At 39.5% G+C, this 13,134-nt stretch carries 13 protein-coding genes; 5 read left to right on the forward strand and 8 right to left on the reverse strand.

The genetic code is table 11. The features are described 5' to 3' along the window. Window positions 1-26: 26 nt before the first annotated feature. Window positions 27-1,229 (reverse strand): MFS transporter, encoded by a 1,203-nt coding sequence (locus ACQY77_RS05635; RefSeq protein ID WP_421938960.1) that lies wholly within the window; start codon window positions 1,227-1,229, stop codon window positions 27-29. 91 nt (window positions 1,230-1,320) lie between these two features. Between ACQY77_RS05635 and ACQY77_RS05640 the strand changes: the two genes are divergently transcribed. Next, a complete protein-coding gene (locus tag ACQY77_RS05640) occupies window positions 1,321-1,884 on the forward strand; it encodes an NADPH-dependent FMN reductase (RefSeq protein ID WP_428430123.1) in 564 nt (187 codons plus the stop codon). A 357-nt stretch (window positions 1,885-2,241) separates the two neighbouring features. Further along, on the forward strand, window positions 2,242-2,844 hold the full coding sequence (locus tag ACQY77_RS05645) for an outer membrane beta-barrel protein (protein ID WP_421938958.1): 603 nt from the start codon (window positions 2,242-2,244) through the stop codon (window positions 2,842-2,844). 79 nt (window positions 2,845-2,923) lie between these two features. Here ACQY77_RS05645 and ACQY77_RS05650 read toward each other — a convergent pair whose 3' ends face one another. The 3 genes from ACQY77_RS05650 to ACQY77_RS05660 form a co-directional block, all read right to left on the reverse strand. Further along, the gene (locus ACQY77_RS05650; protein ID WP_421938957.1) at window positions 2,924-4,573 is read right to left on the reverse strand and encodes a M28 family metallopeptidase; all 1,650 of its coding nucleotides are present in this window, start codon (window positions 4,571-4,573) and stop codon (window positions 2,924-2,926) included. A 164-nt stretch (window positions 4,574-4,737) separates the two neighbouring features. Beyond that, window positions 4,738-5,160, reverse strand: coding sequence for a PepSY-like domain-containing protein (locus ACQY77_RS05655; protein ID WP_421938956.1), 423 nt, complete (start codon window positions 5,158-5,160; stop codon window positions 4,738-4,740). Between the two features lie 103 nt (window positions 5,161-5,263). Next, window positions 5,264-7,771 (reverse strand): DPP IV N-terminal domain-containing protein, encoded by a 2,508-nt coding sequence (locus ACQY77_RS05660; protein WP_421938955.1) that lies wholly within the window; start codon window positions 7,769-7,771, stop codon window positions 5,264-5,266. 176 nt (window positions 7,772-7,947) lie between these two features. Between ACQY77_RS05660 and ACQY77_RS05665 the strand changes: the two genes are divergently transcribed. The 3 genes from ACQY77_RS05665 to ACQY77_RS05675 are packed head-to-tail and all read left to right on the forward strand — an operon-like array spanning window position 7,948 to window position 10,931. Further along, on the forward strand, window positions 7,948-8,826 hold the full coding sequence (locus tag ACQY77_RS05665) for a polysaccharide deacetylase family protein (protein ID WP_421938954.1): 879 nt from the start codon (window positions 7,948-7,950) through the stop codon (window positions 8,824-8,826). A 50-nt stretch (window positions 8,827-8,876) separates the two neighbouring features. Continuing rightward, window positions 8,877-9,734, forward strand: a complete 858-nt coding sequence (locus ACQY77_RS05670) for a polysaccharide deacetylase family protein (protein WP_421938953.1) — start codon at window positions 8,877-8,879, stop codon at window positions 9,732-9,734. A 39-nt stretch (window positions 9,735-9,773) separates the two neighbouring features. After that, window positions 9,774-10,931, forward strand: a complete 1,158-nt coding sequence (locus ACQY77_RS05675) for an RsiV family protein (protein WP_421938952.1) — start codon at window positions 9,774-9,776, stop codon at window positions 10,929-10,931. Between the two features lie 19 nt (window positions 10,932-10,950). On the opposite strand, the gene ACQY77_RS05680 is transcribed toward ACQY77_RS05675, so the two are convergent. The 4 genes from ACQY77_RS05680 to ACQY77_RS05695 form a co-directional block, all read right to left on the reverse strand. Then, window positions 10,951-11,409, reverse strand: coding sequence for a 3-oxoacyl-ACP synthase (locus tag ACQY77_RS05680; protein ID WP_421938951.1), 459 nt, complete (start codon window positions 11,407-11,409; stop codon window positions 10,951-10,953). 23 nt (window positions 11,410-11,432) lie between these two features. Continuing rightward, window positions 11,433-11,777: a DUF1801 domain-containing protein gene (locus tag ACQY77_RS05685; protein WP_421938950.1), complete on the reverse strand. Its 345-nt coding sequence runs from the start codon at window positions 11,775-11,777 to the stop codon at window positions 11,433-11,435. Between the two features lie 29 nt (window positions 11,778-11,806). Further along, window positions 11,807-12,379, reverse strand: a complete 573-nt coding sequence (locus ACQY77_RS05690) for a nitroreductase family protein (protein WP_421938949.1) — start codon at window positions 12,377-12,379, stop codon at window positions 11,807-11,809. A gap of 94 nt (window positions 12,380-12,473) precedes the next feature. Further along, window positions 12,474-13,052 carry a hypothetical protein gene (locus tag ACQY77_RS05695; RefSeq protein ID WP_421938948.1) on the reverse strand — a complete coding sequence of 193 codons (579 nt, stop codon included), beginning with the start codon at window positions 13,050-13,052 and terminating at the stop codon, window positions 12,474-12,476. Between the last annotated feature and the right edge of the window lie 82 nt (window positions 13,053-13,134).

The raw sequence follows: 13,134 nt of genomic DNA on the forward strand, positions 1-13,134 counted from the left end.
TCCAAATCAAGGAGTGGCCTGTACAGTTATTTCTTTCTGGTTTCTATGTTTGGAAGAAATCCGGTCAGTAATCCAATCAATGGTAAAAAGGCACAAATATTAAACACATATTCAATGCTGGTAGAATCTGCCAGTTTGCCTAATAAGGCAGAACCTATCCCTCCCATTCCAAAGGCAAAGCCAAAAAACAAACCTGCCACCAAACCTACTTTTCCTGGGATCAGCTCTTGCGCGTAAACCAAAATAGCAGAGAAAGCCGAAGCCAGGATCATCCCTATAGGCACAATCAACACGCCTATCCAGAATAGACTGGCATGAGGTAAAAGCAAGGCAAAAGGCGCTGTGCCTAAAATCGAAGCCCAGATTACATACTTCCTGCCAATTTTATCTCCTATAGGTCCGCCTAATAAAGTTCCGGCAGCTACAGAAAACAGAAACACAAACAGATATATTTGCGATGTTTGTACAGAAACATGAAACTTATTAATCAGGTAAAAGGTAAAATAATTGGTTAAACTGGCCATGTAAAAATATTTGGAGAAAATCAACAACAATAAAATCACAACTGAGCATATTACTTTTCTCCGGGAGAACTTATTTACTACACTCTGAATCGTCACTTTCTTAGCTCTGGCCGCAACAAAACCCTTATACCAGGTACCTACATAGCTTAAAATTAAAATGGCGAGCAATGCGATGATGGAAAACCAGATTACACTAAACTGACCGTAAGGCACTATAATCCATGCCGCTAATAAAGGACCTAACGAACTGCCGGCATTGCCACCCAACTGGAAAACAGATTGCGCCAGCCCTCGTTTACCTCCTGAGGCGGCGTGAGCCATCCTAGAAGCTTCCGGATGAAATATAGAGGAGCCTATCCCAATAAAACTTACCGAGATCAGCATGGTGTAAAAATGCTGCGACTGCGAAAGTGTAACCAAGCCTACTAAAGTGAAACCCATTCCCACGGCCAAAGAATAGGGCTGAGGTTTCTTATCTGTATATAAACCTACAAAAGGTTGCAACAAAGATGCTGCAAGCTGAAACGTAAGCGTAATTAACCCAATTTGAGAAAAGCTCAAATGATAATTTGTTTTTATAATCGGATAGATAGCCGGAATTAATGACTGAATGGTATCATTGAGCAAATGCGAAAAACTTAATGCAAAAAGGATCGGAAAGACGGTTTTTTCAACCAAATTCTGGGTAGTTGTATTTTCAGACATAAAACATATAATTTACTCCAAAGATAGCCAATTAATTTTTTTAGGCTTTGTAACATGCCTGAGCCAAACTTTTTATTTATTCGTTGGTTTGATGTATATGGAAAGAAACAGAAGAATTGTCGGCCTATGCGGTAGCCTCAGAAAAGGTTCTTATAATGCAATGCTCCTTAATATAGCTGGAAATTTACTTCCAGACGAGATTGACTTCGAGATTGCACATTTCGATGACCTGCCGGTTTACAATGCAGACTATGACTTACCTGCAGTAGAAACACGCCCCGAAAGTGTAACTAAATTCAGGAATATCTTAGCCTCTGCCGATGCTTTTATTATCGTTTCTCCAGAATATAATTATTCTATTCCCGGCGGATTGAAAAATGCAATTGACTGGGCAAGCAGAGGCAAAGACTCTCCTATGCTGCATAAACCAGTAGCCCTTATGGGTGCTACGCAAGGTCAATGGGGTACGGTAAGAATGCAAACCGCCTTTCTCCCCGTTTTTACTTTCTTAAACATGAATCCTGTTTTACAGCCTGAAGTACTCATCGCTCAAGCGCAAAATAAATTTGATGAAGAAGGGAATTTAAACGATGAAAGAACATTAGACATCATCAAAAAGAAACTGGAAAACTTAATTAAAGCTTCCAGGGTGTAAAGTACCCGCCGCATTTGTTATTTTCGTTTTGGCATAACCAGACAGCAACTCCCAAATACTGACAACAAATCTGCCAAAAATGCCCTTTTTCAATCCTGACATTTCTACAAAAAAAGTCAGGTTGTCAATTTGACACACCTAAAAATTAATCACCGCTTTACTTTTTGGTCACACGAAAATAATAATGATTTAACAGTAATTTCTTATGTATTTATGAACGAACGAGTTAGCCAAAATCTGATTTTTTGATGACTTTAAGAAGGTTTTTTGGCACAAGTGTTGACTTTTAGCCAAATATAGTCAGATATTAAAAAAGTAAAAACTGACTATAATATTAACAAATAAATATATAATAAGATGAAAAAACTATTATTATCATTAGTGGCAGTTGCAGGTTTAGTTTACAGTGCAAACGCACAAACAGAAAAAGGAAAAATTATTTTAGGCGGTAACGTTGGTTTCAACTCTACAAAAGTAGATGGTGCTCCTAAAGCAGATATTAATTTCAGCGTAATCCCTAGTGTTGGTTATTTCGTAGGTAACAATTTTGCAATTGGTACAGGTGTAGGTTATACTTATGAGAAATCGGTTAGCGACAGAACTCAAAACGGTGCTTTTGAAGTTGCTCCTTTTGGCCGTTACTATGTTAACTTAACTGATCAGTTCAAATTCTTTGGTCAGTTATCAGTTCCTTTAGCTTTCGGTACTCAAAAAGCAGTTGATGCAAATGGAGATACTGGTGCTAAATTAGGTACAACTACTTCAATTGGTGTTAACGTTGCTCCTGGTTTTGCTTTCTTCCCTACTAAAAGAATTGGTATTGAGGTTTCTGTAAACGGTTTAGGTTATGAGAACTTCCAGGTTAAAAACGAAGCAACTGGCGCTAAAGTTAAAAGCAACTCATTTGGTTTAGAAGCGAATACATTCGCACCAAAATTAGGTGTAATGTTCCACTTCTAGTCTTTAAAGACGATTTTGTCTTTAAATCTACTTGACTTTTTTTACGAGATCGCCCTGCCAGAAGCAGGGCGATTTTGTTTTATTTCTTTTCTCTAACCGATTTAAATTCAGAGCCTTCTTTCCATTTCGGATACAGCTCACCTTTGCTTAACTGATATCCCATATCAAAAAGCAGTCGTTCATCCTCAATAATACCGGATAAATCCCAGGTTTTAGGATCAAAATTATCTTGTGGGGAATGGTAACGTTGCTTAGTAAAATCTGCCACTTGTTTCAAGCCCCAGTTTCTCCCATTTGTTACATTATCTACTCCAGAACCTGTAAACAGCGAAGGGACACCCACTTTGGCTAAGTTAAAGTGGTCTGAGCGATAATATAATCCCGATGAAGGAACCGGATCAGGAACAATTACCCTCCCCTGCTTCTTAGCCGATGCTGCCGCTAAATCTTCCAGTTCTGATTGGCCAAAACCATAAACGACCACATCTTTTGTTTTTCCGGCAATACCCATCATGTCCATGTTAATGTTAGCAACCGTTTTGTCTAAAGGTAAAACAGGATGCTTAGCATAATATTCAGACCCCAGTAAACCCTGCTCCTCTCCGGTATAGGAAATAAAAACAACGCTACGTTCGGGTTTCTTACTTAATTTTTTAAAAGCAGCTGCAATTTCTAATAAAGAAGCAACACCAGTGGCATTATCTACAGCACCATTGTAAATAGAATCTCCCAAAACCTTTTCACCGATACCTAAATGATCCCAATGCGCCGAATAAATGATTGACTCCTTTTTTTTTGAGCTGCCAGGAATTGTAGCTAAAACATTAAAAGATTTAGATTTTTTGATTTGTGTTTTAACGCCTAAAGAAGCAGACAAGCCTAAATCAACAGCTTTGAAACCCTTTTTTCTGGCCTCAGTAAATAAAGCTTCCGATTTTCCGGCGAGTTTTAATAATTTATTAGCTACATCAAGGGTAATCCAGCCTTCTACAACAGCCCTCCCCATGTTATTATCGATTGCTTCTAATTGAAGTTTAGATTTTGTCCAGCCACTCCGCACCACACTCCAGGGATAGGCTGCAGGTTCGGTATCGTGAATAATTAATACACCTGTTGCACCTTGCCTTGCAGCTTCTTCGAACTTATAAGTCCAACGGCCATAATAGGTCATATTCTTGCCCTTAAACAGTGTTGAATCGGCAAAGCCCGGATCATTGATCATCACCACAACAGTTTTCCCCTTGACATCTAAGCCTGCATAATCATTCCATCCAAAAGCTGGCGCCACAATGCCATAACCTGCAAAAACCATAGGAGAATTATTGATGTTCACCTGGTTCTGCACCCTGCGGGTACCGGCAACAAAATCAGTCAGATAATTTAAACTAACAGCACCCGATTTCCCCTGGATCAGCATTTTTTCATCTGGATTGGACTTTATTTCTACCATGGGTACTTTCTGAAAGTAACTGGACCCATTACCTGGCGCTAAGCCTAACTTCTTAAATTCATCTGCCAGATAATTAATCGTTTTGGTTTCTCCGTTGGTAAAAGGTTTCCTACCTTCAAAGTCATCAGAGGCGATTTTAGCCAGATAAGCGCTTAGCGAGGTGTCATTAATACTCCGGATGGCTAATGAATCCGGATCACCGGCACTTTCGGTTGCAGATTGCTTACATGAAGACAGGCAAAAGGCAAATGCAGAGAGATAAAGTATTGTTTTCTTCATTTGGGATAAGTTTTGGATGGTAATTTAAGGTTTTTTACTCATTTAGTAACCCAGGAATCGACGGCTACTTTTACTGAATATTTCAGCATCTTAAGAAAAAAGACGCTGAAATAAATTTTACTTCCTGGCGCTCCGCTAAATTCAAGGCCAGCAGTAGAAAAGCTTTAATCTGCTATCTCTTTGATAAACTTACCATCCGCAGTATACCAGACATTTACATCTGGTGTACCCTCAATATCAACTTTATAAGAAATCTTTCCAGCGGTATTGATCCAATCAACATCGTCAATTCGTGCTTTGGGGTATTTAAGTTTAATGTTTTTGGCAATTACTGAAGGAAGTTTAGCATTGGGAATATCTTTCTCTGTAACCAAAACCCGGCCCTGACCTGAATAAGTTACCTTATAATCGGTATTGCCAAAATCAAAATCGGCTACATAGTTTGCTCCCCTCCGCTCCCAATCTACATCTCTGGCATTGGGATATGATTTATTTAAGGCTTGCCTGACAGATGCGGGAACATTCTTTTTATCTACATCCTGAGCGTAAGTACCGGCCGTTGCTCCAGCCAGGAGCAAAATTGCCATCAGTGATCTTTTAATATCCATAATAAAGGAACAGGCTTCAAACCATTTTGTTTCGGGCTTCCGGTAAACAAAAATGCCTTTCGCTTACGAAAGGCATTTTGAATTATTTACCGTTTTTCTCTATGTCCCGATCCATCTCTGCTACATCCACATCACTGGGTTCTGAAAAGTCACCAATCAGGTATTTGTTGAAGTGATCTGCCAGTTTCCAGAAAGCGTACTCTGTCATATCCCCGAAACCATGGCGTTGGCCAGGAATCAAAAGAAAATCGAAACGTTTACCAGCTTTCATTAAAGCGTTGGCAACCCGGATTGAATTGGCAGGATGCACATTGTTATCTACATCGCCATGCATCAGCAACAAATGCCCTTTCAGGTTCTTTGCCAAATCAGGGTTTTTATCAATGCTGTATTTAAAAGAAGTATCTCCTTTTAAAGAGATGATTTCTTTTACCCCATGGTGTTTTTCGCTCCACCAGCGATTGTAAATGCTATTATCGTGATTACCGGCATTAGAAACCGCCGCTTTAAAGAAATCCGGATAAACCAACATGGCTGCTGTAGACATAAATCCACCACCTGAGTGACCTGTAATGCCTACTTTATTTTCGTCAATAAATGCATATTTAGCTGCCAATTGCTCTACCGCAGTCTTTTTATCAGCCAACCCATAATCACGTAAGTTTCCATATCCGTAAGTATGATACCATTTCGAACGTGATGGATTTCCGCCACGGTTACCTACTGTGATTACAATATACCCAAACTGAGCTAAGCGATCGGTACGGTCCATGCTTTTGCTAAAAGTTTTGTTTACTGCCTCAGTTTGCGGGCCTGGGTACACATATTCAATTATCGGATATTTCTTGTTCGGATCAAAATCAAAAGGTTTATACATCACTCCATATAAATCCGTAATGCCGTCATCAGCCTTTACTGTAAAAGGTTCAGGAAACTTATAGCCTGTAGCCATCAATAAGGATAAATCTGTAGTTTCCAGTTCCATCACCTTTAAACCATTGGTATTATACAAGGTTGCTTTGGGAGCAGTATTTACCCTCGAGTAGTTATCTACGAAATAGGTATTATTATCATTTAAACTTACCGCGTGATCAAAGTCCCCGGCGTTCAATAATTTCAGATTAGAACCATCAAAGTTTACCTTATAAAGGTGAAGGTAATAGGGGTCTTCCTTGCCTTCCCGCCCATTTGCGGTAAAGTAAAGCACCCTGTTCTTTTCATCTATGTTTACGATACTTTCGCAATGGAAAGCACCTTTGGTAATCTGATTTTTCAGTTTACCATTCCCGTCGAACAGATAAAAATGAGCCCAGCCATCGCGTTCACTCCAATGAATTAACTCATTGCCATCATTTACCAATCCCGGACGGTTAACCTCTACATAGGTGTTAAATCGTTCGTCAATCAATGGCTTCACTACATTATTGGTAATGTCGACAGTACAAATATCAATGCGTTTTAAATCACGGCTGGTACGGGAAAAATAGAACTTACTGTTATTCCCCAACCATACCGATGGACGGAACTCATTATCCCGATCCTTATTTAATGAAGGTTTGCTCCAAACAGAAATGCTTTGATCCTTAAAAGCAGCGACATTTAATTTGCGATAAGACTTGGCACCAAAATCGAACAATAAAAGTTCATCCTGAGGGGCTTCAGCCTCACCAGGCATTTGATATTTGTAAGTTTCTAAAGTTGGACGACCAGGGGTAACACTATTGATTACCCATAAATCTTTTACTTTACGAGAATCTGTACGATCTAAAACAAAGTATTTTGAATTTGGCGACCACAATACATAAGCACCACGACGTTTCTTGTTATTCTTCTCATTTTCTATATTATTTTCCCCATCCCCGTTACTTCCATAAGAATAGAACTTTACACCGTCTTTGGTTAACTGATGCTCTACAATGGTACTATCATCTTCGTTTTTAACGGCCTTTTTATAGTTCTCTTTATCCATCCAATAAAGGTTATAGTTGCGTGAAAAGATAATGGCCGAAGAATCTGGCGCTACAGAGCCCCAACCTGGCTTAGGTTTCGGTTTGCTAAAATTTGGTATTTCTGTAAGCTTTGCCGAAGCCAGTTCATATTTAAAAGAAAAGATTTTTTTCTGCATTGAATCCGCAGCTTTTTTATCTTTCCTATCTTTTTTCAATTCATCAATTGTACTTTTCACTTCAAAAGTGATGCTTTTTTCATCAGCACTGAATTTCAGGTTTTCCAGTGGTAAATGTTCTGCATCGAACGGGTCGCGTACCACCAGTGTAATCTCTGAAGCCAATTTAGCGTTATCGAAAATTAACTTTTTGCTTTTGGCAGCGGGATCAACGAGGTACCAAAACTTTCCTTTAGGAGTTTCAAAATTGTACCAGAATCGGTTACTTAACTTCAGCCAGTGCGGGTCTACTGATGTAGCGTACACCATTTTCTTTAATTTATTAGGCGAAAAACGTGCAGCCAGCTGATAATTTGCTTTGGGTTGAGCCTGAACCTGCTCAGTAATGGTAAAAGTTTTGGTTTGAGCTAAAGCAGCCAGGCCCAGGAACTGCGTAGCTGTTAATAGTCTGTAAAATTTATTCATCTAGGGTTGGTTTGAATCGGCTAAATTATTCAAAACCCAAAGATTACAATCCTAATATTTGTAATAAATGCGATAGTTTATCAGATTTTAACGCATTTAAATAATTATCAACACCAATTGTATTTTTCAGAAAATAGTTACGGGATTTTATAGTTTTGTAAACATATATCATAACTATGAAGTACAAATTTTTAAGCATCATATCGGCAGGGATAATTTTATTCACCAGCTGTCAGTCCAAATCGCAGGCAGAAAATGCAAGCGTTCAAGATTCTACCGTTCAAACCGCTCAAAATCAAGCAGAAGCTGGCCCGGCCATCGATGTTTCTAAAATAAAAGTAGCCGATGCTAAAACCATTTTAGCACGCAAACAGGTTCCTATTTTATGTTATCACCAGGTAAGAAACTGGAAACCCACTGATGGAAAAGTAGGCAAAGACTATATTGTTGAAATACAAAACTTTAAAGATCAGATGAAAATGCTGGCTGATAGTGGTTACCACACCATTTTACCTGATCAGCTTTATGCTTACCTGAATACAGGTGCCAAGTTGCCAAGCAAACCCATTATGCTTACTTTCGACGATACGGATATGGATCAGTTCACCGTTGTTCGCCCTACCTTAGAAAAATATGGTTATAAAGCGGTGTATTTTATCATGACGGTTTCCATTGGCAGAAAAGGAAAATTTGTAGACTATATGACTAAAGAGCAGATTAAGCAGCTTTCAGATGAAGGCAATGTAATTGGCAGTCATACGTATGACCACAAAAATTTCAAAAAATATGCTGGAAAAGATTGGGAGGAACAATTAGATAAACCAACTAAAAAGCTAGAAGAAATTACGGGTAAAAAGATGACAGAATTCGCCTATCCATTTGGTTTATGGAACGCTGAAGGTATTCCTGAACTAAAAAAACGTGGTTTTAGAATGGCATATCAATTATCAACTAAACGTGATGAGAAAGATCCCTTATTCACCATCCGCAGAATTATTGCGAGCGGTTACTGGAGCCCTAAAACCTTAAGCAACAGCATTAAAAACAGTTTCTAAATAAACACCCGCAGGTTTACAAGCCTGCGGGTGTTACTCTCCTCCTCCACATGAAAAGATACCTGTATCTTGCCGCGCTACCGCTCTCCTTATTATACGCTTGTCAATCCAATTCGGCCACTGAGAGCCCCAAAGCATCACAAACCAACAACATTGACACTTCTGTTGTTAAAAGTGAACCAGCAGACAATAAAACCATTTTAGCACGCAGGGAGGTTCCTGTATTGTGCTACCATCAAATCAGGGAGGCTACCGGCAGTGACAGTAAGCGGGCACATGATGACATCATATCGCCCAGCAAATTCAGCGCGCACATTAAAATGCTGGCAGACAGCGGCTACCATACGATCCTGCCCGACCAACTTTACGATTACCTTGTGTACGGGGCAAAATTACCCGAGAAACCCATAATGATTACCTTCGATGATACAGACCTGGATCAGTTTACCATTGGCGCATCGACCTTAAAAAAATATGGCTATAAGGGCGTTTATTTTATTATGACCGTGTCTATCGGTAAAAAAGGGAGGATTGGTTACATGAACAAAGCGCAGATTAAACAATTATCTGATGAAGGCAACACCATAGCCAGCCACACTTACGATCATAAAAACTTTGCAAAGTTTAGCGATGAAGACTGGAAAACCCAGATAGACGAACCCACACAAAAACTGGAGGAAATTACCGGAAAAAAAGTGGAGTACTTTGCCTTTCCATATGGTGTGTACAAAGCCTCAACGCTCCATAAATTGAAAGAACATGGTTTTAAGGCTGCCTTCATCCTATCGACAGCACGAGACGAAAATTATCCACTCTATACCATCAGGAGAATTATTGATCCGGGAAGATATTCAGCTAAAAACCTTTATTACAGCATTAACAAAAGCTTCAATAAAGTAAAACAATAACCGCTGAAAATTATTTAATAAGTACATATTTAACCGATTATGAAAAGACTTATTTTATTTAGCGCCCTGGCATTATTGGGTCTTGCAGCATGCAACAGCAATAAAAACAACCAATCGAGTACAGAAAGTACAGATACCGCAAAACGGGTTGTGGCAGATTTACCCGAAAAATTTTACAAGCGGCTGGAAGGAGAAATTGCAGGTAAGCCAGTAATCATGAATTTACAGAAAACTGAATATGATTACTCCGGTTCTTACTATTATGATGGATCATGGCTAAGCCTGTCTATTGATACCATTATTGGAAAAGACAGTATTGTTTTGGCAGAAACTGCTACGGAAGGCTATGAATACAATGAAAACTATAAGCCTAACACCCTGGCATTAAAATGGACAGGAAACGGATTTACCGGGAAATGGACCAGCGGTAAGAAGGATAAAACATTTAACATTTCACTCAACGAAAAATACCCTGCAGGAAGTTATGCTTTTGACGTAACAACCTATGCCGATTCTGTATTAGCCTTTCCTGGCAAAGCGAAGTCACCTGCCGCAGAAATCGGATTTAAAGTTTTAACTGCTAACAGCAAATCAGCTGCTGATAGCTGGATTAACCAACAATTACAACTGGCCGCCGGTGTTAAAGGGCAAAACACCTGGGATACCGGATTGAAGCAAGTAGCTCAAAAATATTTTAACGATTATCAAAAAAGCGTTAAAGCGTTAGCACCAGCAGGCGACAACAGCAGCTTTCTGAATTACAGCAATCATACCAATCAGAGCATTGTTTTTAATGATCGCGATTATGTCATTGTAGAACAGCTGGACGATGATTATAGTGGAGGAGCGCATGGCAATTATGCCAGTACATTCTACTGTCTGGACGTGAAGAACAAGAAAAGATTAACATTGGGTGATGTGGTAAAAGCAGATACCCTCTTACTACAACAGTTACTGGAAAAAAATCTGCGCAAACAGTATCACGTAAAAAGTGGCGATCAGTTAAATACTGTCCTTTTCGATAATTTCCTGAAACCCAACCAGAACTTTTATTTTAACCAGAATGGTTTGGCATTTTTATACAACCCTTATGAGGTGGCCAGCTATGCGCAGGGACAAATCATTGTATTTATCCCTTTCACTGAGTTAAAAGGGTATCTAAATCCCGATTTCGCGCAGCGAATGAACATAAAATAAAGTTGCAACCGGCAAGGGCTTAAAGGATCGCTTCGATTTTGAAACCCTTGCCGTTGAAAGTAAAAGTATCATTAACCTGCTTTCCAATCAGCATTTTCCCTATTGGTGCCGCCTGTGAGATGGCAAAATACTTTTGTCCATCTAAGAGCAGTTCGCCGGCACTGATGCTGATATAGAAATTACCTTCGGAAGTAATGACCAGGCTTCCGTTTTTAGATACCGGAACTGCTTCAACGTTTTCTACCTGCTGCAAAGCAATTTTCTGCTGGCCCGCTTCATATAAAAGCTTGCTATTGCGATCCATTTCCTGCTGCATCATTTCACGGGTAGTTTCATACTTATCACCCGCACTGCTCTTGGTATCATCGTTTGATGCCTGACGAGCCTGTTGCAGGGAATATTCGATATTCTCTATCCTTTTTTGAATAAAGTTTAAACAAAGCTGAAAGAGTTGTGATTTTATTGTTTTTGTAGACATGTATAAAAGTAAAATCGCTGCCTTTATGCCCGAAGTGCAAAAGCCTGGGCCAAAATAGACATAATTTTATGCTTTGGAATATCCTGAGCAGGATCGATTAATAATATTTTCATTTTAGCCCTTTTTTCCTGCATTAAATCTTCATGATGCATTTGATTTCCATCAACCCAACCGATGTAAGGCTGCAGATACCGCTTATGTATCCAAAGGTAACAGAACATTTTGCCATTTAGATAATACATGGGCATACCGTATTTCCAATGCTCAGTAATCCCTTCCTGCGAAAGAAAAAAGTTGCGCAGGTATTGCAGGCAGCTTTTAACAGGCTCTGCTTTTTGCTCAAAAAACTGATCTAGCGGATTTAGCATAGACTAATAAACCGGGCTTCAGCCTAAATTTAAGATTCCAGGAACCTAACCTTCTCATCAATTGGTGTCCTGTTCGCCTGCCAGGGTTTCTCATTGTGATACCCCATGTAAAACAGGCCAATGCATTTTTCATCCTCAGCCAATGCTAAAAAATCACCCAGATGATCTATTAAAGGAGGAGAACTCCAATAAGCACCTACTTTTAAACTTTCGGCGGTTAGGGCCATATTCTGTACTGCACAAGCTACCGCAGCAAGCTCTTCCCACTCCGGAATCTTTCCGCTTACCTGCATATTGATGGCAATGATACAATCGGCCTGCTCCGTTTTTTCGGCAAAGCTATCGAACTTCTTTTGCAGGAATTGATGCGAAGGAACCTGCTCCTGATAAATTTTACCCAACTCAGCTCCTAACCTGGCCTTTGCATCCTTTCTAATCACTACAAAACGCCAAGGCTGGGTTAATTTATGTGTAGGGGCGTAATTGGCACTCTCTAAAATCTGGTTAATTACCTCAACAGGAATTTCCTTTTTGATGTAACTGGCAGGAAAAATACTGCGTCGTTCTTTTATTATTTTGGATAGGGTTTCGTAAGCACTCATGGGATAAATATAAGGTAAAAGGTTTAGGGTATAAGGCTGAAGGTAGCAACAGGACAAAGATTTTACGCTTTAATGTTATTTGAGCGGCTGTAAATCACCTTTTAGCACTACTCCTTGTTTTCTCAGCCCGCTTCAACTGCTTCCTGATTTGTTTCACCTTGGCAAAGAATCCGATACTTTCTTTATCAACCAGAAAATCCATGGTTTCTATGAGTTCATCTTTAATCCAGGGGTGCTTGGGAACCAGGTTGGCCAGAATATTTAAGCAATGTGATTTTACCGCTACCGGGATTTGATCACTGATGAGCCAACTGAAAACAATTTCTACTATTGGGTCGGTATTGTAATCTGCAATCATTTTCCTGACTTCTGCAGATGCTTTTCTGTTGGTTAAAAAGGCTAAGATCTTCACATAATGCCGCAAAGCAGAAAGATTAGTCTGGACAGGCAGTTTTGCCAGGAAATATGAAACCTGGGGTAAAAATCGCTCCGAGTAACCGGAATATACATGCTCTAAAATCCATGCCGCTCTAAAACCAATCTGCTCATCAGGGCAAAAGCTTAAATCAATAAGTTCTTTTACCGGGTAGCCACCCTCTGCCGCAATAGCTGCAAGTTTTTCTACTTTAGTTTTTTGCAGGGTACTTTTTATGGCGTTGAGAAGAAGCTGCATACAAATGGGTAATAATCTATGCCGCCTAAATTAATAATTTTATTATTCATTATCCCTGGTCCGTGGCTCAGGGACCAGTTAT

The sequence above is a fragment of the Pedobacter sp. genome, from assembly GCF_965279535.1.
In the GTDB taxonomy this organism is placed as follows: Bacteria; Bacteroidota; Bacteroidia; order Sphingobacteriales; family Sphingobacteriaceae; genus Pedobacter.